Consider the following 23,465-nt stretch of genomic DNA (forward strand, 5'->3'; position numbering starts at 1 on the left):
ACAACAGATTACTTCTTGCTGGCAGCCGCTTTCTCACCCGTGTCACGGGCGCGCTCGGCGATACGGGCAGACTTGCCGCTGCGACCACGCAGGTAATACAGCTTCGCACGACGGACCTTACCACGACGCACGACGTGGATCTCGGCGATGGTCGGTGCATAGAGCGGGAACACACGCTCGACGCCTTCACCATTCGAGATTTTGCGAACCGTGAAGTTGCTGTTCAGACCCTTGTTGGAGCGGGCGATGCAGACGCCTTCATAGGCCTGCACGCGCTCGCGCTCGCCTTCCTTGACGCGGACGGACACGCGGACGGTGTCGCCGGCCTGGAAAACGGGGACCGCACGGATGGCGCTGAGACGCGCGATTTCGTCGGCCTCATACTGCTGGATAATGTTCATATCGGATGTCCTTCCTGAACCGATGAGCGTGTTGTGTTCGACAGGTGGGCTGCCCACAGATCGGGCCTGCGCTCGCGCGTGACCCGTTCGGATTGTTCGCGCCGCCAGCGTGAGATGGCGGCATGGTTGCCGGACAGCAGGACGTCCGGCACCGCGCGGCCATCCCATTCTGCCGGGCGGGTGTAGTGAGGGTATTCGAGAAGACCGTCCGAAAAGCTCTCTTCGACGCCACTCTCCGCCGAGCCCATGACACCCGGCAGGAGCCGGACGCAGGCATCGAGCAGAACAAGCGCTGCCGTCTCGCCGCCGGAGAGGACATAATCGCCGATCGAAACCTGCTCGATGGCGCGCGCTTCGAGAACGCGTTCGTCCACACCTTCATAGCGACCGCAGAGCAGGGTGACGCCCGGCCCCGTGGCGTAGCGACGGATATCGGCCTGGGTCAGCGGACGACCACGCGGGGTGAGATAGACGCAGGGCGCGCCATCGTCCCGTGAGACCGCTGCCAGAGCGGCGTCCACCACATCCGGCCTCATCACCATGCCCGCTCCGCCACCACAGGGCGTATCGTCCACGGTGTTGTGCCGGCCGAGACCGAAGGGACGCAGATCCCGTGCATCGCAATGCCACGATCCGGCATCCAGTGCCTTGCCGGCCAGAGACTGACCAAGCGGCCCCGGGAACATGTCCGGAAATAGCGTCAGGATTGTCGCTGTCCAGCTCATGCCTCGCCTCCATGGACTTTCGCCCGTTTCGGCTCCTGGTCAGCTTCACCGTTGACTTCGACCGGACGCGAGATGGTCAGGTTCCGGCTGGTGAAGTCGATCTCCGGCACGCAGGCGCGGGTAAACGGAATAACCAGACCGGAATCGAGCTCAAGGCTCGCTCCGGCGCCGTAATCATGCACGATGACGACGCGCCCGAGGGACTCGCCGTTTTCAAGAGCATCCAGCCCGATAAGATCCGAATGATAGAACTCTTCGGGCTCCGGTTCCGGCAGTTTGTCCCGGCTTACATAGAGCTTGCGGTTGACGAGAGCCTGGGCCGCATTGCGGTCGGCGAGGGGGTTTCCCTGCGCGTCACACAGCTCGGCCACCCCATCTCCGCGCCATGACAGCGTCCACTGCGCGCCCCGATCATCCGTCAGCACGCCGTACGAAGTCAGCGAGCCCGGATCGGTGGCGAGGCTGTGCACATGCACCAGCCCGCGCACGCCGTGCGGTCTCCCTATAACTCCGATCTGGATGCGAGCGTCTGTCATGGCGCGGAAGTGACTTTACGGTCTTTTCAATATTCAGACGGCAGCAGCAGCTTTTGCAGCAGCGGCAGCGCGCTCCTGAGCCTTCTTCTTCGGAGCGGCCTGCTTCGGCTGCTCGTTCCAGGTCGGCTTCGCGATCAGGCCGGCATTACCGAGGAAGCGGGCAACGCGGTCGGTCGGCAGGGCGCCCTGAGACAGCCAGTGCGTGATGCGCTCGCTGGTCAGACGAACGCGCTCGGCGTGGTCGGACGGCAGCATCGGGTTGTAGGCGCCGACCTTCTCGATGAAGCGGCCATCGCGCGGTGAGCGGCTGTCCGCGATCACGATGTGGTAGTAAGGACGCTTCTTCGCACCGGCGCGGGCGAGACGGATTTTAAGGCTCATTCAGACTACTCCGGAGATTGTCAGAAAAGGGAAAAACGGGCGGGGGATTGGGGTCAGCCGAAAGGCGGCCGGCCACCGGGAGGGCCGCCACGGCCCCCGCCACCCCCGGACATGAGCGCGGATGCCTGTCGCATGAGACCTTTCAGCCCCATTTTGTTGATCCGCTTCATCATGGTGGACATGTCATCAAACTGCTTGAGCAGTTTGTTGACGTCCTGAACTGTGGTTCCAGACCCCGAGGCGATACGCTTTTTGCGCGACGCCTTGATCATGGCAGGCGTTTTCCGCTCTGCTTTTGTCATGGAAGAAATAATGGCCTGGTGACGTTTGAAAATCGTTGTGTCGATGTTCTTCGTGTCGACCATGTCTTTGATCTTGCCCATCCCCGGCAACATGCCAAGGATGCCTGAGATCGATCCCATCTTCTGGATCTGCCTGATCTGGGAAACATAGTCGTCAAGATCGAACTTGCCGGCCATCATCTTCTTGGCCAGCCGCTCGCCTTCTTCCTGGTCGAGCGTATCGGCGGCTTTTTCCACCAGACCGGCGATGTCACCGAGGCCCAGGATACGGCCGGCGACGCGCTCGGGGTGGAATTCTTCCAGGGCATCGAGCTTTTCGCCCGAGCCTGTCAGCTTGATCGGCGCGCCGGTAATGGCACGCATGGAAAGAGCAGCGCCCCCACGCGCATCACCATCCATACGGGTCATGACAACGCCGCTGACACCGATCGCCTCGTTGAAGTGCTTTGCGGTATTGACGGCGTCCTGACCTGTCATCGCATCGACGACGAGCAGCGTTTCAGCAGGCGATGTGACATCGCGGATCTGCCGGACTTCTTCCATCAGCGCTTCGTCGATCGACAGGCGACCGGCGGTGTCGAGGATGACGACGTCATAACCCTGACTGCGACCGGTTTCCATCGCGCGTTTCGCGATTTCGACCGGGGTCTGGCCGGGGATGATCGGCAGCGAGGTCACGCCGGCACGCTCGGCGAGTTGCTGGAGCTGGAGCTGTGCTGCGGGACGCTGCGTATCAAGCGAGGCCAGCAGAACCTTCTTCCGCTCGCGGGTGGCGAGTCGGAGGGCAATCTTGCCGGACGTCGTGGTTTTACCGGAACCCTGAAGGCCGACCATAAGGATCGGCACCGGCGGAACGGCATTGAGGTTCAGCGGAACGGCACCGGCGCCGCCAAGGGCGTCGATCAGCGCATCGTTGACGATCTTGGCAACGGCCTGGCCGGGAGAGATGCTTTCAAGCACCTCGTGTCCGACGGAGCGTTCTTTAACCTTGTTGACGAAATCTTTGACGACCGGCAGCGCGACGTCGGCGTCCAGCATGGCCAGACGGACTTCGCGCATGGCTTCGGCCACGTCGGCCTCGGTCAGCGTGCCACGCTTACCGAGATCACCGATAACGCCGGAAAACCTGTCGGAAAGAGATTCGAACAAGAACCGTTTACCCCAAGAGATTACGCGCCACTGCGCGAATACTCGCGATGTGGCGGGACTTATGCTGGACCGGGGCTTTACGCGCCCGGGGGGCGGGATGTCAAAGGTTTTGTGATATATTCGCTCGTGCGGGGAACGCAGGGCGCTGCCCCGGATCCCGGCAAAGTCTCACCGTTTCACTGTCCGGCTTTAACATGAGTGCTTACAGGGCAAAGCTCCGGGCCTTTCCTGTTATCAGAAGGTTCATATCCGGCGACTCGATTCCCGATATGACATCAACGCTTCACCAGCATGCCATTGCCTGAGGAGATTCCCGATGAAAGTTGCTCTTGGTCAGTTCGCGGTGACTCCGGAATGGAGCGCCAATCTCGCGCAGTGTGTGTCTCTTATTAAAAGGGCGGCAGCGGAAGGCGCGAAGCTGCTGGTGCTGCCGGAAAGCATTATTGCGGCGGATGTGAAGGATCTCGGAATTACCGTGCGGACGGCACAGGCTCTGGATGGTCCCTTTGTGACCGGGCTGGTGAAGGCGCTGGACGGGACGGACCTGACAGTGATTGGCTGCATCTCGGTGCCGGCACGTCCGGGCTTTGCCTATAACTGTCAGGTCGTTGTGAACGGGGCCGGCGTCGTCGCGGTCTATCGCAAGCTTCATCTGTATGATGCATTTTCGATGAAGGAGTCCGATCATTATGTGCCCGGGGACGAGGTTCCGGCTCTGGTTCGGGTCGGGGACATCAATGTCGGGCTGATGACCTGTTATGATGTGCGTTTCCCGGAACTGGCACGCCGTCTGGCGCTGGACGGAGCGGATCTGCTCACCGTTCCGGCAGCCTGGGTTCGGGGGCCGTCCAAGGAGTGGCACTGGGAAGTGATGGTCACGGCGCGGGCGCTGGAAAACACCTGTTATGTTGCGGCTGTCGGGGAATGCGGGGCACGCAATATCGGATGCAGCATGATGGTCGATCCGCTGGGCGTAGCTGTCGTGCGCGCCGGGATCGCGCCGGATCTGCTGTTTTGTGATGTAAGCCGGGACCGGATCGCGGCGGCGCGGCAGGCGCTGCCCGTGCTTGCGAACCGGCGCTTCGCTGAACCGGAATTGCGTGCACAGGATGTGGTGGAACGTCATTGACCCACGTCATTTTTTCTAAGGAACGCTGATTTTCGGGGTTGTGACGCGGAGGGTGCCTCATCACGCCGGTTCACTTTAGAGTGAAAAAGGTGAGGCAGGGCTGCGCGTCCGTTTTTCTTCTCTGAAGGTCTGAACTGCGCCTCCTGTTTCTGTCGTGTCTCAGGATTGCGGAGTGGTCAGATGTCGAAGGTTCAAACGTCTCCGGACGGAGCGGCGGATGGCTATGTTCATGTGCGCGGCGCACGGGAGCATAATCTGCGTGATGTGAGCGTCGACATTCCGCGCGATAAGGTGGTGGTGTTTACAGGGGTTTCCGGTTCAGGAAAATCCTCGCTTGCGTTCGGGACGATCTATGCCGAGGCGCAGCGGCGCTACCTGGAATCCGTTTCGCCTTATGCCCGCAGACTGTTTCAGCAGATGCCGGTTCCGGAAGTGGATTCTGTCGACGGATTGCCGCCAGCGATTGCCCTTCAGCAGCAGCGTGGAGGAAGTTCGGGACGGTCATCCGTTGGCAGTATCACGACGCTATCGAACCTGCTGCGGATGCTTTACTCGCGAGCAGGGACGTATCCGGCGGGTCTGGCGCGACTGGAAGCTGAATCGTTTTCGCCCAATACACCGATGGGCGCCTGTCCGAAATGTCATGGGCTCGGTCGTATTCTGGATGTCACCGAAGCCTCAATGGTGCCGGATGACAGTTTGTCGATCCGTGAACGGGCCGTGGCATCATGGCCGACAGCCTGGCAGGGACAGAATCTGCGCGACATTCTGATCACCATGGGTGTGGATGTGGACTGTCCCTGGCGTGATTTGCCGCGTAAGACGCGGGACTGGATTCTGTACACAGATGAGACACCTACGGTTCCGGTTTATCCGGGGCTGACACATGAGCAGGTGCAGGCAGCGATCACACAGAAGAAAGAGCCCGGTTATAACGGGACTTTTACAGGCGCGCGTCGCTATATCATGCAGACGTTTTCCGGTTCGCAGAGTGCGACAATGCGCAGGCGGGCAGAATCGTTCATGACGGCGACGGAATGCCCGGAATGTCATGGCCAGAAGCTGAACGCAGACGCATTGCACGTGACGTTCGGTGGACTGAACATCGCGCAGCTGACGGCTCTGCCTCTGGAAGAGATCGCCACAAAGCTTTCCGATGTCGCGAGGAAAACTCAGGCTGGTGCCGGAAATGCGAAGGGGATCGCGGCGCAGCGCATCGTGACCGATATGAGCGCGCGTATTGGTGTGTTGCTGCATCTCGGACTTGGTTATCTGCAGATGGACCGGGGCGTGCAGACATTGTCGCCGGGTGAGTATCAGCGTCTGCGTCTGGGGACGCAGATTCATTCCAGCCTGTTCGGTGTTGTTTACGTTCTTGACGAGCCGTCATCGGGACTGCATCCGGCGGATACGGAGGCGCTGCTGGAAGCATTGTCAAAACTGAAGGCCGCCGGAAATTCTCTTTTTCTGGTCGAGCATAACCTCGATATCATCCGTAAGGCGGAATGGATTGTGGATGTCGGCCCGATGGCGGGTGAGGCCGGGGGGCATGTCCTGTATTCCGGTCCGCCGGACGGGTTGCGTGATGTGGCGGAGTCCAGCACACGAGCCTATCTGTTTTCGCCGCCTGCGTTGCCGCATCGGACACCACGGGTGCCGGCCGGATGGCTGAAGCTGAAAGGAATCCGGTGGAACAATCTGGATGATCTGTCAGCGTCGTTTCCGCTGGGTGTATTTACGTCGGTGACGGGCGTATCCGGTTCAGGAAAATCATCGCTGGTCAGTCAGGTTCTCACAACCATTGTTGCGCAGGCGCTGGGGCAGCCTTTGGCGGACATGGAGGAGGATGGCGATGACGATATGCTGTTGTCGCAGGCGCCGGCAACCCATCCTCAGGCTCGGATTACGGCGGGTCTGGAGACGATCCGGCGGCTGGTTGTCATTGATCAGAAACCTATCGGACGGACGCCACGCTCCAATCTGGCAACGTATACGGGGCTGTTTGATACAATCCGCAAACTGTATGCACGCACCGATCTGGCGCGTGAGCGGAAATATGATGCCAGCTGGTTCTCCTTCAACATGCCCAGAGGGCGGTGTCCGCATTGTGAAGGGGCAGGTTCGGTAATGGTGGAACTGCTGTTTTTGCCGAGCGTCTACACCCCCTGTCCGATCTGTCATGGCTCACGTTATAAGCCCGAGGTGCTGGACGTGATGTATCACGGCAGATCGATTGCCGATGTGCTGGCGATGAATGTCGAAGAGGCCACCAGGTTCTTTGCTGACGATCCCGCCCCGTCTGCGACGCTGGTTACGCTGATGAAGGGTGGTCTGGGGCATTTGCGGCTGGGCCAGCCGGCTACTGAGCTGTCGGGTGGCGAGGCGCAGCGGATCAAACTGGCGACGGAATTACAGAAGCAGCGTCGTGGACACACGCTTTACGTTCTGGATGAGCCAACGACAGGGCTGCATCCGCTGGATGTCGACCGTCTGATGGAGCATCTTCAGGAACTGGTGGAAAGCGGGAATACGGTCATCGCGGCAGAACATGATATGCGGCTTGTCGCACGTGGTGACTGGGTGATTGATATGGGGCCTGGCGCCGGAACGCGGGGTGGTCATATCGTCGCGGAGGGAACGCCGGCAGATGTCGCCAGTGCGGCCGCGAGCAGGACGGCACCGTTTCTCAAACAGTATATCGGGTAAAGGACAGCCCTGACCCGGCAGGGACCGCAAGGCCCCTGCACCTGTCAATCTCACACAGGCGAAAGTTCGGACCCTCTGGTAGGATCAGGATTTGTCTCCGCAACCCGCAAATGGACACAACGCCTTATAATTGATGGAGGAGATGCAGGAGCCACGAGCTCCTGCCTTTGGAGAAAAATTACACCGCGACTTTCGCCTGTTCCAGCGGGTGATCCTTTGCTCTGAGCACCCGTCCGAATGCAGAGTGTCCGAATGACGCGGTATAGACATCGTCATTCCACGCAATCTTACCTGCGATCATGACCTGCCTGACAACGCCCTGCGGCCGGTTGATGACCTGCCTGCACCCGAACTGGCTGCGCCAGACGAATTCGTAGGTGCCTTCCGGGTTCCATCGGTGCAGGGCATCCGGGTCGATCAGGCAAAGATCGGCCTGGGCGCCGACGCGCAGGACACCGGCATTCAGATTGAAAAAAGCCGCGGGCAGACCCGTAAGTCTGTGGACCATTTGAGAGACTCTCTGCACTCCGTCGTCCTGTGCGATCTTCAGAGCACGAAGGTTGCCGTCATAAAAAGCAATATTCGCGAGATGGGCACCGCTGTCGTTGAATCCCGGAACGGTCTGCGGATGAAACAACAGTTTTTTGACAACTTTGGGATTGCGATTGGCAACGGTCGTTTCCCAGCGGAAATCCGTGTCCCACACGCGCAGAAGATGGAGAAGGAACTCCGCATCGTCCATTATGGGGTCAGGAAAGTGAGAGAAAAAATCAGCCTCGATAGTGTTGGTGGCTCCCCGCCTGCCTCGTGAGGCCTGCCATCGGAGAAGCCGGTGGTAAGGCGCGTCAAGGGTTTCGCCGTTCCAGTTTTCCAGAGGGCAGCTGGAAACGGTCATATCCTTTAAATTTCGGGACAGGACGACATCTTCAAGGCGAATCAGGCGCTGAAGTCTCGCGAGTGAGAACCCTTTTTTTCCTTTAAGCCACATTTCCCGGAACGCGGCGACCCACTCCGGGTCGCTGAGGATACGGGCGCGACCTTCGCGGTCTTCAGGTTCCAGTTCATTGAGCGCGCGGAATTCGGGAATCTCATCGGCCATGAGATTGATGGCCCCGTCACTCCATATCCGGAATGAGGACGGCATGGCCTGAAAATGGAATGCACCTTTCAGAAACCCGGAATTCAGGATTTTTGAGAGGAGAAGGCACAGGATCACAGCCGACCTGTTCGTCTGCAGATCAATGATCGCAAGAACGCTCGTCTTCAGCGGGCGACCGAAAAGACGACCGCTCGTGAGCAGAAAACTGCGAACAGCTTCGAAAATGTCTTCCTTCGGGGGTGTGGCCTGCCAGACACGACTATGGCGGCGCACGACGCTGGTCAGACGTGAGAGTTCGCGAAAACTCGCATACTGTGTGGGAATTCTTTTCTTCTTGTGCGGGTCATTGGCCAGAAAGTGAAAGGGCAGCGCATCGGTTGAAAGACCGGCATAGCCCTGGTTCATTCCGGCTTCGACCATATCCCGCATGCGGCTGAGCTCGCGGGCCGTGGAGCGTCTGGAGACAGAGTCTTTCATGCCCATGACTTCAATCCGCAGCATGGAGTGCGGGATCAGCGGGACGACGTTCGGGCCGAGTGCAAGATTTTCGAGATGATCGAGATAGCCCTGGGAATCGCTCCATGTGCAGGCATCAGCGACCTTTGTGAGGACGCATTTTGGCATATTTTCAACGCGGGCGAAGCAGGAGACGATCGGATCGTCGCCATCGCGGCGCAGATTGCCATATGTCACGCCGAGGGAGCAGTTGCTGATCACCACGGTCGTCGTGCCATGTCGGACGACTTCCGGGAGTTCCGGGGCGATTTCGATTTCGAGATCGAGATGGGTATGGATGTCGAGAAGGCCGGGCATCAGCCACAGACCCTTGCAGTTCACCTCGATTGCCTGACTGCCAGCGTCAAGGTGAGGGCCGATTGCGGAGATTTTTCCATCGGATACGGCGATATCGGAAATAACCGGGTCAGATCCTGTGCCGTCAAAAAAAAGCGCATCGCGGTAAACGATTTCTGTCACACATGCCTCCGGGGGTGGTGATCGACGCAACATGGCAGCCATAACGCGTCAGGTCGATGCCGGATTGTGTCATCAGCTATGCCGGATTGCATCTTAGTATAACAAATAAGACGCAATCCGGTTCCCGGAGAGTATGGCGCTGGTGGTGATTAAGCGTCGCGGAATTCGGCGACGGTATAACCCTGCGCAAAAAGGGCGCTGCGGAGAGAGGTTCGATCAATACGGTTGACGATTTCTTTGCGAACCACGGGCTTGGCGTGAAAGGCGATCCCGAGACCGGCGGCACGGAGCATAGGCAGGTCGTTGGCGCCGTCACCGATGGTGAGAGCATCGCCCAGAGGAATGCCGGCCGTTTCCGTGATGCGCTTCAGATGGTCGAGTTTCGCATCGGGGCCGAGGATGGGTTCCCTGACAGTTCCGGTCAGTGTGTCTCCGGAAATATTCAGATGGTTGGCATGATGTTCTGAAAAACCGCAGAGATCTGCGACGCGCGCGGTGAAAAAGGTGAAACCACCGGAAACCAGAGCAGTCACGGCGCCGCTGGCCCGCATGGTGGCGACCAGTGTTCTGGCGCCGTCATTCAGCCGCAGATGAGAGGCGGCGGCTTCCAGCAGGGAAGACGGGAGGTCTTTCAGCAAAGCCACACGATTGCGCAACGATGTCTGAAAATCGATCTCGCCGTTCATCGACTGGCGGGTAACGGCGGCGACGGCCTCGCCGATGCCGGGGCGAAGACGCTCCGCTTCAGCCGCAATGTCGTCGAGCGTCTCAGTCGCGACCATGGTGCTGTCCATGTCCGCGACGAGCACGCGTTTGCGCCGGCTGTTCCCATCTGTGAGCAGGAGATCCAGCGGGCGATCACCCAGCGCGGCCCGGATGGTATCGAGCAATGCTGGTGAAACGGGAGCGCAGACGATATCCACGGCTTCTCCGGGAGAGAGCACAGTGTCTTCACGTCCGCCGGAAAGTGTCGAGACGGTCTCGATATCGAGGGGCGTCAGGGATGTGGCTTCGCGGTTCGCGATGAGTGTCAGAGTGGCGTCCATAATGATTTGCGTGTGACAGGGTTGCGGGGAAGAGGCAAGCAGGCGGAATGATGAACAGAGGACAGGCCGGACGGATTGCTCTGATTGTGGCCGGGCCGACCTGCTCGGGGAAATCGGCACTTGCGCTGGCGCTCGGGTCGCGTCTTGGTGGCACCGTTATCAATGCGGACTCAATGCAGGTGTACCGCGAACTGCGGATTCTGACGGCACGGCCCACGCCGGAGGAAGAAGCTCTGTTGCCGCATCGGCTTTACGGGATCAGCCCGGCGGTGGAAGCGCGCAGTGTGGCCTGGTGGCGACTGGAAGCACTGGCGGCCATGGAGGAAGCGTGGAACGCCGGCCGGCTGCCGATCCTGTGTGGGGGAACGGGGATGTATCTGCGGGCTCTCACGGATGGGCTGGCGGAAGTTCCTGATCCGGGAGCTGAGGCGCGGACTGAAGCAAGAGCGTTCTCGGTCGATCCGGAAAGGCTGCATGCCCGATTGATGGAGGTGGACCCGGAGACGGGTTCGGGGCTCAGCCCGACGGACACGCAACGCCTGGCGCGCGCCTGGGAGGTCTGGCGGGGAACCGGACACGGGCTGGCATGGTGGCGCGCACAGCCGGGGCTGCCAGCCGCGCCGTGCCGGTTTGTGGCAGTGCGCCTCGCGCCCGACAGGGCGGAACTGCGCGAGGCGATTGCCGCAAGATTTGGGGCCATGGTGGAGCGGGGCGCTGTGGAGGAGGTGCGGGCGCTGCTCGATCACGGGCTCGATCCGGCGCTGCCGGCGATGCGGGCGCACGGGGTGCCTGAACTGGCGGCAATGCTGCGCGGAGACATCAGTCTTGCAGAGGCGAAAGAGCGGGCTGTGCTCGCGACGGGACGCTACACAAAGCGGCAGGCGACCTGGTTTGGGCATCATTCTCTGGCGGCGGATGGCGATGCGGTTATTTATGAAAAGAGAATTGTCTGTTCAGAGCAATATATGGAAAGAAAATACGGGAAAATTATTTCTTTCGTGCATGAACGGATTGACGCCGGCCGATCTGGCGCTTAAACCCGCGCTCCCGCCACCGGCACAGATCCGGAGGTAAACCGCCTGGCTGAGAGATCACAGCAGGATACCAGGCTCAGACAACCCGGGGGGACAAAGGCCCTGGGGGAGAAGACGACAATGAACGCGACCACACAGATGACCGCCGCTCTGCCCGAAGCCAGCACGACGCTGACCGGTGCTGAGGTTCTTATGCGTGTTCTTGTGGATCAGGGCGTCGAGGTCATCTTTGGTTATCCGGGCGGCGCGGTATTGCCGATTTACGATGCACTGTTTCAGCAGGATCGCATCCGGCATATTCTGGTGCGTCATGAGCAGGCGGCGGTGCATGCGGCGGAGGCCTATGCGCGTTCGACCGGACGTGTCGGGGTTGTGCTGGTGACGAGCGGTCCCGGCGCGACCAACGCCGTGACGGGCCTGCTGGACGCGCTGATGGATTCCATCCCGGTTGTCTGTCTGTCCGGGCAGGTGCCGGTGCCGCTGATCGGCAATGACGCGTTTCAGGAAGCGGACACGACGGGGATCACCCGACCGGTCACGAAATATAATTATCTTGTGAAGCGTCCCGAAGATCTGGCGCCAGTGGTGAACGAGGCGTTCGAGATCGCCCGTTCGGGCCGGCCAGGTCCGGTGCTGGTCGATCTGCCGAAGAACATCACGGTCGGTCCCGCGCCCTATGAGCCCCCCTCCCGCACAACGCGTCGTTCCTATCAGCCGCGCACCGAGCCGGATCAGGATGCGGTAACGCAGGCTGTCGCGGCGATGAAGCAGGCGAAACGGCCTTTGTTCTATGTGGGTGGTGGTGTCATCAACGCCGGCCCGCAGGCCTGCGCCGATCTGACCCGGCTTGTGCATATGACAGGATTTCCCTGCACAGAGACTCTGATGGGGCTTGGGGCATTCCCGTCCAGCGACAGGCAGTTCATTGGCATGCTTGGCATGCACGGAACATACGAGGCCAATCTGGCGACGCATGACTGCGACGTTCTGATCGCGCTCGGATCGCGTTTCGATGACCGGGTGACGGGGCGCGTGGATGCGTTCTCGCCGCACTCGTTCAAGATCCACGCGGATATTGATCCGTCACAGATCAACAAGATCATTCATGTGGATCTGCCGGTTGTCGGCGATGCCGGTCGCACGATCGCGATGATGATCGGGGCGTGGGAGAAGAATGCTTCCGTGCCGGATCAGGCGGCGCTGAAAACCTGGTGGGCGCGGATCGGGGCATGGCGTTCACTGGACTGCCTGCGCTTCACGCAGGACCAGGCGCCGGACGCGGTGATCAAGCCGCAGCAGGCGATTAAGCGGATCTATGAGCTCGCTGTTGAGACCGGACGCGATACGTTCGTCTCCACGGAAGTTGGTCAGCACCAGATGTGGGCGGCTCAGTTCTTTAAGTTCGAGACGCCGAACCACTGGCTGACATCCGGCGGTCTGGGCACGATGGGCTACGGCCTGCCTGCGGCGGTTGGCGCACAGGTGGCGCATCCTGATGCGCTGGTGATCGATGTGGCCGGCGAGGCCTCGACCCTGATGAACATTCAGGAACTGGGCACGATCGCGCAGTATCGCCTCCCGGTGAAAATCTTCATCATCAACAACCACTACATGGGCATGGTCCGGCAGTGGCAGGAGCTTCTGCATGGTTCACGTTATTCGGAGAGTTACAGCGATGCGCTGCCGGATTTCGTGAAGCTGGCCGACAGTTTCCATGCAAAGGGTTTCCGCGCCACGAAGCTGAGCGAACTGGATGATACGATCCGCGCGGCTCTGACTCATGATGGTGCTGCGGTGATTGATATCTGTGTCGCGGAAGGGGAGAACTGCTTCCCGATGATTCCGTCCGGCGCCGCGCATAACGAGATGATTCTCGGGCCGGAGCAGGAGGTGCAGGGTGCCCGGATCACGGATGAGGGCAAAATGCTCGTCTGACCTGAACTTCTGTGCGGATCGGGCTTTCGGGTCATGATCCGTCTGGGTGAAGGGCAGGTTTGCCTGTGCCTCATCTTTCCTTTTGTTCCGGTCGCGATTACAGCCGCCGGGACGTCGTAACGGCTCGGACTCCGGATTCAGTCGATGAAATACACTCCCGGCCTGCCCCCGATGGTGGCCCCTTCTTCTTCCGATGGTTCTGATGAACCGCTCAGCCGGGCCGTGATGTCCGTTCTGGTCGATAATGAAAGCGGCGTTCTCGCGCGTGTTGTCGGCCTGTTCTCGGGGCGCGGTTATAATATCGAAAGTCTGACTGTGGCGCCGGTCGAGGCGGATGGCGGTCTGTCGCGTATCAATATCGTGACGTCCGGCACACCGGCGATCATTGAGCAGATCCGGGCCCAGCTTGAGCGGCAGGTGCCAGTGGCCCGCGTGGCCAATCTGACAACGCTCGGGCCGCATATCGCGCGCGAGATGGTGCTTGTGAAGGTCGTCTCCACAGGCGAGGCCCGGACCGAGGCGCTGCGGATTGCCGAGGCGTTCCGCGCGCGCGCGGTTGATACGACGGCAAGTTCGTTTGTGTTTGAGCTGACCGGAGCAAGTGACAAGCTCGACAGCTTTGTCGAACTGATGACACCGCTTGGTCTGGCTGAAGTTTCCCGCACTGGCGTCGCGGCTCTCACACGGGGGCCACGCACGCTCTGACGGTTCACCGAAGCGGAAGGGCGCGACCGGAGCCTGCTGCGTTCCGGACCACTTTTCGCTGATTTCTTTTCATTGAAAGGCAAAAATACCATGTCTATGCGAGTCTATTACGATCGTGACGCTGATGTGAATCTGATCAAAAATAAGAAGGTTGCGATCATCGGTTACGGCAGCCAGGGCCACGCCCATGCCAACAACCTGAAAGACAGCGGCGTAAAGGAAATCGTGATCGGTCTGCGCCCGACCTCTTCAGCGGTTGCCAAGGCTGAAGCTGCCGGATTTAAGGTGATGACCCCGGACGAGGCCGCGAAGTGGGCCGATGTCGTGATGGTTCTGACGCCGGATGAAGGCCAGGGCGCGCTTTATAAAGAGTCGCTTGAGAAGAACCTGAAGCAGGGAGCCGCCCTGGCATTCGCGCACGGTCTGGCGATCCATTTTCGCATCATCGAGGCCCGTCCAGACCTCGACGTGTTCCTGATCGCGCCGAAAGGCCCGGGCCACACGGTCCGCTCCGAATACCAGCGCGGCGGCGGCGTTCCGTCTCTGGTTGCCGTGGCGCAGAACGCTTCAGGCAACGCGCTTGAGATCGCTCTGTCCTATGCGTCCGCGAACGGTGGTGGCCGCGCCGGTATCATCGAGACGACGTTCAAGGAAGAAGTCGAGACCGATCTGTTCGGCGAGCAGGCAGTGCTCTGCGGCGGTCTGGTCGAGCTGATCCGCGCTGGTTTCGAGACCCTGGTCGAGGCTGGCTATGCACCTGAAATGGCCTATTTCGAGTGTCTGCACGAAACAAAGCTGATCGTGGATCTGCTCTATGAAGGCGGCATTGCGAACATGAACTACTCCATCTCCAACACAGCGGAGTATGGTGAGTACGTGTCTGGTCCGCGCGTGATAACGCCGGAGACGAAGGCTGAGATGAAGCGCATCCTGACCGACATTCAGGACGGCACCTTCGTGCGGAACTTCATCCTTGAGAACCAGTCCGGCAATGTTGGCTTCAAGGCGACACGTGCGCGTAACGATGCACACCCGATTGAGGCAACCGGCGAAAAACTGCGCGCCATGATGCCGTGGATTGCGAAGTCGAAGCTGGTCGATAAGTCAAAGAACTAGTACCAGCCAGCGTTGAGGCTGACACACGGAAAGAGAGTCCCGGGGCTCCGGCCCGCATTTCCCAAAGGTCGCAGATCTTTGAAATCCGGTTTGTTGGATAACAAACCGGGGTGAAGGGGCCTGCGGTCCCTTCCGGGTTCGGGCGGAGCCCGGGCTTCTTTATGACGGTCAGTCTTTATGCAGGTTGGTAGAAAAGACTTTTCGGACCTGGTCCGAACCCGGCAGGGATCTGTGCCCCCTGCATCCCGGTTTGCTCAGCAAATCGGAACCCGGAGGCTCTGGCCTCTGACAGGTCTCCGGGTGGCGCCCTGAACATCTGGCGTCACTGAACGCGAACAATCACACGCCCATGAATTTTCCCCGCCAGCAGATCATCCGCTGCTGTGATGGCGCCGGAGAGCGGACACTCGCTGACGACTGATTCAAGTTCTTTCGGGTCGATCAGGTCCGCCAGACGCGACCATGCTTTCAGTCGTTCTTCACGTGGGCAGGATGTGCTGTCGATCCCGAGCAGACTGATACCACGCAGAATAAACGGCGCGACGGTCAGCGGGAGATCCATGCCCCCCGCAAGGCCACAGGCAGCAACAGCGCCGCGCGGCTGAATGGCCGCGCAGAGACTTGCCAGGACCTGCCCGCCCACAACATCGATGGCACCGGCCCACCGGGCTTTTTCAAGCGGCTTGCCTGTGCGGGTTAATGGCTCCCGGTCGATAACGTCGCTTGCGCCCAGGCTTTTCAGATAATCCGTTTCAGTCGGACGGCCTGTGGCGGCGGCGACAATGTAACCCAGCCGGGCGAGGAGCATTACCGCAATGCTTCCGACACCGCCTGATGCTCCTGTGACGAGAATCGGGCCGCTGTCAGGGGTGACAGCCGCACGTTCCAGCGCCATGACGCAGAGCATCGCGGTGTATCCGGCGGTGCCAAGGATCATGGCTTCACGGGTCGTGAAAGCGGGAGGAAGCGGTATCAGCCACTCGCTTCTGACGCGGGCATGCTGAGCAAGGCCGCCCCAGTGCTTCTCCCCAACACCCCAGCCATTGAGCAGAACCCTGTCACCGGGTCTGAAATGCCCGGACTCTGATTCGATCACTTGGCCAGCGAAATCAACACCGGGCACCATCGGAAAGGACTTCACGATCGGTCCTTTCCCTGTGATGGCGAGCGCATCCTTGTAATTGATTGTGGACCATTCGACGCTGACCAGGACATCCCCTTCGGGAAGCATTGTGTCATCGATCCGATGGATCAGCGTGGTCTGCGAGTCTCCGTTTTTTTCGATCATCAGGGCATCGAACATGCGTGGGAGTCCTTACGTCGCGCTTCCGGTTGAAGGGATGTCCGGAGAGGGTTCTGTTTTGTGGTGATCCCGGGCACATCGCCGGCGGGCGTCAATCGCTTTGACGGAGTATGAACGCGCGACCGGTCTCACAGATGCGTGGTGTCGGGGTAGCCGAGGACTTCCTGCTGTGAGGTATTTCTGGTCAGATCGGCTTTTTTGCATGCCCGGAGCTGTTTTATGACCATTAAGCGTTTGCTTCCTGAAGAACGACTAAGCGGTGCATCCGTTCATAACGGTCTCGTTTATCTGGCCGGACAGGTTGCCGATGATGCGACACTGGATGCTGAAGGCCAGACGACGGATATCCTGAAACAGATCGACGCACTGCTGGCGGAGGCCGGGACGAGCAAAAGCAATCTGCTCTCTGTTCAGATTTTTCTGGCAGATATGAGTGATATGGCGGCCATGAACCGGGCGTGGGATGCCTGGCTGGACCGAAACAATAAGCCTGCCCGCGCAACAGTTGAGGCGAAGCTGGCTGATCCGGCCTGGAAAGTGGAAATCACCGGAATTGCGGCGATCCGATAGACTGTGAAAGTGGCAGGAGTCACAGACTCCTGCACCGCACTGAATTAAAAGGGATCAAAGGGGCCATGCCCCTTTTGGGTTTCAGGGCAAAGCCCTGAGACACCCGAACTGAATACCCTTCTTCCTCAACACACGTTGGCGTCTTCATTACGGGTCCGGAAATAGCGCTCGATTTCACGACGAAGACGCGGCTTGTTACCCGCCAGATCCCACACGGCCCAGATATTACGGATCAGATCCGTTTCAGGGTCGAAGTGGTTGCGCGTCAGGATATCCCAGCGGCTCTGATAGGCACGATCGCGCTTGGAGCCATGGAAGCGATGCTCGATCGTTCCTGACAGAGCACCGATGTTTCCGGCGATATGGTGGCGGGCACGTTCCTGCCAGCGCAGAAGGGGGCGCTTATATCCTTCCGTAACCGTGCCAGGATAGCTTTCACGCACACGGTCGATCAGGGCCAGAGCCATGTGGTGATCGGCTGAACCGAGAATGGCTGTGTCGATCAGACCGCCCAGACGATCAAGCGCACCGCGCGTCGCGGCCCAGGCATAGCCGGGATGGGCGAAGCGGTAAGGCGAGCGATGCGCGCGTGGTCCCTGCATGATCGGTTCATTGTCCATCCACAGACGGCAGAATGACCGGTGCAGGAACATGTGTTCGCCATTCGGGCCAAGATCATAACAGTCCGACCAGGGCTGGATCACATCGAAATGCTGCAATGCCTCGACGGTTTCACTGGCCCAGTCCGGTCTGCGGAAAAAGATATCGCTGTCGATCCAGGCGACGTATTTCCAGTCCTGAGGGAGGCTGGCGAGACCGATATTAAGGCAGCGTTCCTTAACCCAGGTGAGCGTGCGTGCCCGGACGCCAACATGATTGATGCCGGGGATCTGGCAGGTGAACGGGCGGTCGCCATACTGACATTCGACAACAGTGAGAGCAGCGCCACTGGCGAGAATATGTGCGGCCCAGTCATGATAGATCCGATCCGGGACGGTCCAGCGGAGCGGATTGGCACGAACTGTAATGACGTGAAGCTGTTCTGCTTTCATCGCAGGCATATCCGCAGAGCGGACCAGGCGGGAACAGACGCGGAGGCGGAAACATTCCGTGCGTCAGGGGACGCGCAGACGGCGATGAGGGGCATGGATATTGATTTCCTGGACGGTGAAGCGACCCGGCGCGGGCTCGTCCAGGAATAACTGTCTCATCCGGTGTGTTGTTGATGCCGGACGGAATTTTCCTGAAAAATCCTCATTCAGAGACGCATCAGGCCGTGCTCCAGATCGGCGATCAGGTCGGCAGCATCATCCAGACCGATGCTGAGACGGAAAGCCGGGTGATCGGCACGACATTCGGGCAGAGAGCGGATGACGCCTCCTGTTGTCGGCAACACAAGGCTTTCGAAGCCTCCCCAGGAGGCGCCGATTCCAAAGCGCGACAGAGAGTCGATCATTTTCTCCATTGCCGCACGCGTGCAGGAAGGCTGGAGCACCACGCTGAACAGCGGACCGGCTCCGGAAAAGTCCCGCTCCCAGAGAGCATATCCCGGATTGTCGGGTAAAGCAGGGTGCAGCACGCGAAGAACTTTCGGGTGCGTGGACAGCCATTTTGCCACTGTCAGCGCCGTGCGGGACTGGCGCGCCAGTCTTACGCCCATGGTCCGTAATCCGCGCAGTGTCAGCCAGCAATCATCCGGTCCCGCAAGTTGCCCGAGCTGGATGGCGGCATCGCGCAGACGGTGCCACTCTTCCTCAGCCGCCACGGTGATGGCACCAAGAACGGCATCGGAATGACCGCCGGGATATTTGGTCAGCGCCTGGATGGAGACATCGGCGCCCTTGTCGAACGGTGCGAAGATACCGAAACCCCAGGTGTTATCAAGAAGAAGACGGGCATCGTGTGCGTGAGCCACGCGGGCCAGCATCGGGATGTCCTGGATCTCGAACGTATGGCTTCCCGGGCTTTCGGCGAAGACGACCTGGGTATCGGGCCGCATGAGAGCACGAAGTTCGGGCTCCCGGATCAGGGGATCGTAATAGGTTATCTCCACGCCGAAGCGTCCGAGCATCGTGTCCGCGAACCGGCGCGTGGGTCCATAGCAGGCATCGGGGATCAGGCAGTGTCCACCCGATGAGGTCCAGGTGAGGAGCGCTGTCGTGCAGGCAGCGAGGCCGGAGGAGACGATCTGTGTGTCACGTCCGTTCTCAATGGCGGCGATGGCGCGTTCAAGTTCGTGCTGGACCGGCGTCCCCATGGCGCCATAGATCGCGGTGTGATCGTAACGTTCGCTCCCGACTTTTCGCATCGTGGCGAGATCGGGGAACAGGACAGTTGAACCGCGCGTGACAGGGGTGTTGACCAGTGTTCCCGTGTCCCTGAAATGCTCGTCGTGAACGTCCGGCCTGCCAAGACGCACCAGGAGGGAATTAAGCCGGTCCCAGCCTGCGGCGACCCTGTCTTCATCTGTCATGATCTGTTTCTCCGCAGGCGTTACGCCGGTGTGGTTTTTTCAATCGGAGCGCCCGGGGTCGCGGCCCATTCGGCCCAGGAACCATCATAGAGCGCGGCACTTCCCAGCCCGGCGATTTCCGTGGCGAATGCAATGGCTGACGCTGTCATCCCGGAACCGCATGTCGCGACAATTGGCGTTGTTTCATTTGCACCAGCCTCGGCAAAGCGCTGCCGCAGCGCGTCAGCCGACAGGAAAAACCTCTCTTCTGTCAGCAATTCGCCAAAGGGAAGGCTTGCCGCACCTGGCATGTGACCGGATGACAGGCCAGGACGTGGTTCGGGTGCCGTTCCATCGAACCGGGCACGGGAGCGGGCATCAAGAATAACGGTTCCGTCGGGCGTGGCGCAGAGGGCGAGCATATCGCCCAGACCTCTGAGAAAGCGCACATTCAGGCGTGTTTCATACTGTGCTTCGGCTGGTGGTGCGGGAACACCGGTTTCGATCTGTCCTTCCGCTGCCAGCCACGCAGGGAGGCCGCCGTCAAGAACATGCACCCGCTCATGGCCAAAGAGCCGGACGAGCCACCAGGCACGACAGGATGATGCAATATTTCCCTGATCGTAGAAGATGATTTCCGAGTCCCGGGTAAGGCCGAGCTGACCGGCCAGCCGCGCGAACCGTGCCGCGGAGGGAACCATATGGGGAAGCGGATTCTCCGGATCGGAAAAGGCTTCGATGTCGAAGCGACGTGCTCCGGGCAGGCGTGTCGCGACGAACGTCTTTTCCGGGTCGGCTTGTTCGCCGGGAAGTTTTGCCGTGGCGTCGAGCAAGACGATATCACGCACTTTCAGCGCGGCTATCAGGTCTCTGGCGGAAATGAGCGGACCGGTCACAATGCTGTCTCCTCCCTGCGTCCGGGCTGGACGGCGGGAGGAGAGTCAATCACCGGATGGCGTGCTGCGCAAGCAGGCTGCGAAGACGTTCAGCGGCGTCCCGGCCTTTTACAGACTCCCGCCAGAGCGCCTCGATAACGCGCTGATGCGCATTCACGGCTTCCGGGGCGCTTGTCACAAGTGAAACGCCGGTCGTGGCCGCCGGGCTGGTGTCGCAGCGGAACGGGTTGATGGCGAGCATCATGCGTTCTCTGCCGCGCATCAGCATACAGTTTGTCGTGCTGTCGACATCAGCCAGGAGACTGAACTGGAGACCAATCGGTTCAGCTTCAATCATCCCAACGATATTTTCGATTTCCTGGGCCGCGACACGACGCGCTTCAACACGGAGTTCGTCCGGCATCGGAATGGATTCACCGACACCTCGTGTCAGAAAGCGTTCAATCGTCAGCTCATTAAGCATGGTGATCATTGTAGGACGACGGACACGATAAGACTCTTTTCTCGCCGTAAGAATGGCGAGATGCTGCTCCATGAGCCGCTTGTCCTCGGTCTGCCTGCTGATCGCGCGTGACAGAAGCTGATCATATTCCGGCGACGTAACAAGATAAGCGACCGGATCGGCAATCTGCAGAATCTGATCCGCTTCTTCCTCGACCTGTCGGGTGCGTTCGAAAAAACTGAGTGGCCGGCTGTAATATTCTACACCGATCCCAAGCAGGGTCAGAGGCGAGACTTTCAGCAGTTCAGCAAGTCGCTGGACTGTGTCCAGCTTGATGACTTCGCCTTTCTCGTAACGATAGAGCGCGGCACGCGATACGCCGAGCCGGGCGGCAATTTCATCCGCACGCATTCCTGATTCAAGACGGAAAGCACGGAGCTGCTGCCCGATCTCGCTGAGACGCATAGTCACAGCTGCCATATCTGATCGTTCTCCGTAAGGCGAAACAAAGGTGAATTTCGTCAATAATACGTTAATTCTCACCTCTGTAAAGGTGTCTCAAATACGAATCATCTGTGCTCAGGCTCTGGATTTTCTGCTTTTTCTGATCGCGATACCTGTGCAGGTGTCGTCTCTGGTCAGCCGCGGGCATATGCGGCACAAGCGTAACAGTCATGAGCCCCGGCGGCTGGCCCCGCTCCGGGCATCGGGGAAAACTCGGGTGCAAAGCGCGATGTCAGGGAACTCATGAACACCGAACGCATCATAACGGGACTGCTGATCCTGGGGGTTGCGTACGGGTGCGTGGTCGTTATGGCACCGTTTCTGTCCGCAATTGTCTGGGCGGGTATCCTCACATTTGTGACCTGGCCGATTTTACGCCAGCTAAGGCGGCGTGCCGGCCCGGTAACTGCCGCCGTCTGCATGACGGTGCTATGTTCAGTCGGTATTCTTCTGCCGGTCGTTCTCATCGCGTCGAAGGGTGTTGCTGATGCGCCGCAGATGATCAGCATGGTGACGGATTCCCTGCTCCCGAGCCTTCGTCTTCCTCCGGTGCCTGAATGGGTCACGAAAGTTCCGCTTGCCGGAGCAGATCTGGCACGTCTGTGGGGAAAGGCGGCAAACGATGTCGGCCACCTGGGACAGAGTCTGCGCCCCTATGCCGGTGATATTGCCCAGTCGCTGATCTCCCTGCTGGTCCAGGCAGCAAGCGGTGGACTTCACCTGGTGATGGCGCTGTTCATTGCGTTTTTCTTCTGGCTGAGTGGTGACTCTCTTGGCCGGACACTCGTGGCCCTGATCCGGCGTGTGGCCGGCCGGCATGCGGACCGCATGGTGCGGATTATAGGCGGAACAGTGCGCGGCACCGTCTATGGCGTGCTCGGCACGGCCATTATCCAGGGTATCCTGACCGGCATCGGTTTCGCCATCGTCCGTGTTCCGGAACCCGTGCTGTTTGGCGCGGTCGCTTCTCTGTTTTCCGTGCTGCCGATCGGCGCGCCCCTGGTGTGGATTCCCGCGGCGGTCTGGCTCGTCGCTTCCCATCATCTCTGGCGCGGTCTGGCACTGGCGCTGTACGGTGTGATTGCGATTTCGGGAGCGGATCACGTCATTCGCCCCATGTTCATTGCGCGCGGTGCGCAGCTGCCTTACCTGCTGACACTTATTGGTGTGATTGGTGGCGTCATGGAATTTGGCGGGCTGGGAATTTTTATCGGGCCGGTGCTGCTGGCCGTGGGTTATACGCTGACAGTGGAGTTCGCCGCAGGGCAGGTTTCTGTTCTGGCGCCGGTGGACGGAGGACGCGGAGAGTGAAAACCGGCTCAAAGTCTTCCCGTTTATTGCCTCGCGTCCTGCGCAGACCCCGGATCATATTGAAGGCAACCGACATCGTTACAGGTGCCTCGGCTCCGGCGGTTAAGATTGTAAGCTGGAATCTGCTGCACAGTGTTGGCGCTCAGATCGACGATGTGATCGAGCTGATCAATCGTGAGAAACCGGATCTGCTTCTGATGCAGGAAGCCACCATCGGGATGGATGCGCTGGCCGGGCGTGTCGGTGGCTACTATGCGCGAACACCGTTGCCGGGACGGATTCACGGACCGGCCTGCTGGAGTCTGACTCCATTTGCGCGTAAGCCCCGCGCCTGCGTGATTCCGTCCGGTGCACTGGTGCGGCGCGTTGCCCAGATCGTGCATTTTGACACGTTTACTGTGGCGAACGTGCACCTCTCACACGGACAGATTATGAATCGCCGGCAGCTGCGTCGCCTTGCCGCCGTATTGCCCGGGCATGCCGCGATCCTTGGCGATTTCAATCTTGTCGGCCCTACGCTGGTGCCTGGATTTGCCGATGTTGGCCCGCGTGAGCCGACCCATCGCATGGCGGATCTTGTGCCGATCCGGATCGACCGGTGCCTGGTGCGCGGCATGGCTTGCGAACGGGCCAGCGTATTGCCGGTCTTCGCGTCCGATCACCAGCCGATCATGGTGTGGTTGCGAACCTCCGGACCTCTGCGCTGAAGCCCTGGCTCGTGTCGGAAGCCGTCCTTCGCCCTGCTGTG

At 59.9% G+C, this 23,465-nt stretch carries 21 protein-coding genes; 9 read left to right on the forward strand and 12 right to left on the reverse strand.

The window, feature by feature from the left end:
* Positions 1 to 8: 8 nt before the first annotated feature.
* Genes rplS through ffh form a run of 5 tightly spaced genes read right to left on the reverse strand, consistent with a single transcriptional unit; the run spans position 9 to position 3,494 of the window.
* Positions 9 to 401, reverse strand: coding sequence for a 50S ribosomal protein L19 (gene rplS / locus GOB85_RS04985; protein ID WP_173576594.1), 393 nt, complete (start codon positions 399 to 401; stop codon positions 9 to 11).
* On the reverse strand, positions 398 to 1,126 hold the full coding sequence (trmD, locus tag GOB85_RS04990; RefSeq protein ID WP_173576593.1) for a tRNA (guanosine(37)-N1)-methyltransferase TrmD: 729 nt from the start codon (positions 1,124 to 1,126) through the stop codon (positions 398 to 400). The genes rplS and trmD overlap by 4 nt, the downstream gene beginning before the upstream one ends.
* Entirely contained in the window at positions 1,123 to 1,662 is a 540-nt protein-coding gene (gene rimM / locus GOB85_RS04995) for a ribosome maturation factor RimM (RefSeq protein ID WP_173576592.1), read from the reverse strand. Before rimM ends, trmD begins: the two co-directional genes overlap by 4 nt.
* Positions 1,663 to 1,695: 33 nt before the next feature.
* Positions 1,696 to 2,043, reverse strand: a complete 348-nt coding sequence (gene rpsP / locus GOB85_RS05000) for a 30S ribosomal protein S16 (protein ID WP_173576591.1) — start codon at positions 2,041 to 2,043, stop codon at positions 1,696 to 1,698.
* A 53-nt stretch (positions 2,044 to 2,096) separates the two neighbouring features.
* Positions 2,097 to 3,494 carry a signal recognition particle protein gene (gene ffh, locus GOB85_RS05005; protein WP_173576590.1) on the reverse strand — a complete coding sequence of 466 codons (1,398 nt, stop codon included), beginning with the start codon at positions 3,492 to 3,494 and terminating at the stop codon, positions 2,097 to 2,099.
* Between the two features lie 316 nt (positions 3,495 to 3,810).
* On the opposite strand from ffh, the gene GOB85_RS05010 reads away from it, so the two are divergent.
* Positions 3,811 to 4,623 (forward strand): deaminated glutathione amidase, encoded by an 813-nt coding sequence (locus tag GOB85_RS05010; protein WP_173576589.1) that lies wholly within the window; start codon positions 3,811 to 3,813, stop codon positions 4,621 to 4,623.
* Positions 4,624 to 4,803: 180 nt separating this feature from the next.
* Positions 4,804 to 7,329 (forward strand): excinuclease ABC subunit UvrA, encoded by a 2,526-nt coding sequence (locus GOB85_RS05015; RefSeq protein WP_173576588.1) that lies wholly within the window; start codon positions 4,804 to 4,806, stop codon positions 7,327 to 7,329.
* Between the two features lie 178 nt (positions 7,330 to 7,507).
* Here the strand turns inward: GOB85_RS05015 and GOB85_RS05020 are convergent, their stop codons facing one another.
* Positions 7,508 to 9,403 carry an N-acyl-D-glutamate deacylase gene (locus tag GOB85_RS05020; RefSeq protein ID WP_173576587.1) on the reverse strand — a complete coding sequence of 632 codons (1,896 nt, stop codon included), beginning with the start codon at positions 9,401 to 9,403 and terminating at the stop codon, positions 7,508 to 7,510.
* Positions 9,404 to 9,552: 149 nt separating this feature from the next.
* A complete protein-coding gene (serB, locus tag GOB85_RS05025; RefSeq protein ID WP_173576586.1) occupies positions 9,553 to 10,449 on the reverse strand; it encodes a phosphoserine phosphatase SerB in 897 nt (298 codons plus the stop codon).
* A 47-nt stretch (positions 10,450 to 10,496) separates the two neighbouring features.
* On the opposite strand from serB, the gene miaA reads away from it, so the two are divergent.
* The 4 genes from miaA to ilvC all read left to right on the forward strand — a co-directional run bounded on the left by miaA (position 10,497) and on the right by ilvC (position 15,239).
* Positions 10,497 to 11,486 carry a tRNA (adenosine(37)-N6)-dimethylallyltransferase MiaA gene (gene miaA, locus GOB85_RS05030; RefSeq protein ID WP_408737033.1) on the forward strand — a complete coding sequence of 330 codons (990 nt, stop codon included), beginning with the start codon at positions 10,497 to 10,499 and terminating at the stop codon, positions 11,484 to 11,486.
* 117 nt (positions 11,487 to 11,603) lie between these two features.
* Positions 11,604 to 13,418, forward strand: a complete 1,815-nt coding sequence (ilvB, locus tag GOB85_RS05035) for a biosynthetic-type acetolactate synthase large subunit (RefSeq protein WP_173576585.1) — start codon at positions 11,604 to 11,606, stop codon at positions 13,416 to 13,418.
* A gap of 171 nt (positions 13,419 to 13,589) precedes the next feature.
* Positions 13,590 to 14,123: an acetolactate synthase small subunit gene (gene ilvN / locus GOB85_RS05040; protein ID WP_173576629.1), complete on the forward strand. Its 534-nt coding sequence runs from the start codon at positions 13,590 to 13,592 to the stop codon at positions 14,121 to 14,123.
* Between the two features lie 96 nt (positions 14,124 to 14,219).
* Complete coding sequence (gene ilvC / locus GOB85_RS05045; protein WP_173576628.1) at positions 14,220 to 15,239, forward strand: ketol-acid reductoisomerase; 1,020 nt, start codon at positions 14,220 to 14,222, stop codon at positions 15,237 to 15,239.
* A 322-nt stretch (positions 15,240 to 15,561) separates the two neighbouring features.
* Here the strand turns inward: ilvC and acuI are convergent, their stop codons facing one another.
* Positions 15,562 to 16,542 carry an acrylyl-CoA reductase (NADPH) gene (gene acuI / locus GOB85_RS05050; RefSeq protein WP_173576584.1) on the reverse strand — a complete coding sequence of 327 codons (981 nt, stop codon included), beginning with the start codon at positions 16,540 to 16,542 and terminating at the stop codon, positions 15,562 to 15,564.
* A gap of 219 nt (positions 16,543 to 16,761) precedes the next feature.
* Here acuI and GOB85_RS05055 point away from each other — a divergent pair, with 219 nt between their 5' ends.
* A complete protein-coding gene (locus tag GOB85_RS05055; protein ID WP_173576583.1) occupies positions 16,762 to 17,112 on the forward strand; it encodes a RidA family protein in 351 nt (116 codons plus the stop codon).
* 125 nt (positions 17,113 to 17,237) lie between these two features.
* Here GOB85_RS05055 and GOB85_RS05060 read toward each other — a convergent pair whose 3' ends face one another.
* From GOB85_RS05060 to GOB85_RS05075, 4 genes are all read right to left on the reverse strand, one after another.
* Complete coding sequence (locus GOB85_RS05060) at positions 17,238 to 18,164, reverse strand: hypothetical protein (RefSeq protein ID WP_173576582.1); 927 nt, start codon at positions 18,162 to 18,164, stop codon at positions 17,238 to 17,240.
* Between the two features lie 206 nt (positions 18,165 to 18,370).
* Positions 18,371 to 19,585 carry a cystathionine beta-lyase gene (metC, locus tag GOB85_RS05065; protein ID WP_173576581.1) on the reverse strand — a complete coding sequence of 405 codons (1,215 nt, stop codon included), beginning with the start codon at positions 19,583 to 19,585 and terminating at the stop codon, positions 18,371 to 18,373.
* A gap of 20 nt (positions 19,586 to 19,605) precedes the next feature.
* Positions 19,606 to 20,460: a rhodanese-like domain-containing protein gene (locus GOB85_RS05070; protein ID WP_173576580.1), complete on the reverse strand. Its 855-nt coding sequence runs from the start codon at positions 20,458 to 20,460 to the stop codon at positions 19,606 to 19,608.
* Positions 20,461 to 20,509: 49 nt separating this feature from the next.
* Complete coding sequence (locus tag GOB85_RS05075) at positions 20,510 to 21,382, reverse strand: helix-turn-helix domain-containing protein (protein ID WP_173576579.1); 873 nt, start codon at positions 21,380 to 21,382, stop codon at positions 20,510 to 20,512.
* Positions 21,383 to 21,649: 267 nt separating this feature from the next.
* Here GOB85_RS05075 and GOB85_RS05080 point away from each other — a divergent pair, with 267 nt between their 5' ends.
* Together GOB85_RS05080 and GOB85_RS05085 are read left to right on the forward strand one after the other, a co-directional pair.
* The gene (locus GOB85_RS05080) at positions 21,650 to 22,717 is read left to right on the forward strand and encodes an AI-2E family transporter (RefSeq protein WP_173576578.1); all 1,068 of its coding nucleotides are present in this window, start codon (positions 21,650 to 21,652) and stop codon (positions 22,715 to 22,717) included.
* Positions 22,718 to 22,755: 38 nt separating this feature from the next.
* The gene (locus tag GOB85_RS05085; RefSeq protein ID WP_408737038.1) at positions 22,756 to 23,424 is read left to right on the forward strand and encodes an endonuclease/exonuclease/phosphatase family protein; all 669 of its coding nucleotides are present in this window, start codon (positions 22,756 to 22,758) and stop codon (positions 23,422 to 23,424) included.
* Positions 23,425 to 23,465 lie beyond the last annotated feature (41 nt).

Origin of the sequence: Acetobacter fallax (genome assembly GCF_011516735.1) — a bacterium.
Taxonomy (GTDB): Bacteria; Pseudomonadota; Alphaproteobacteria; order Acetobacterales; family Acetobacteraceae; genus Acetobacter; species Acetobacter fallax.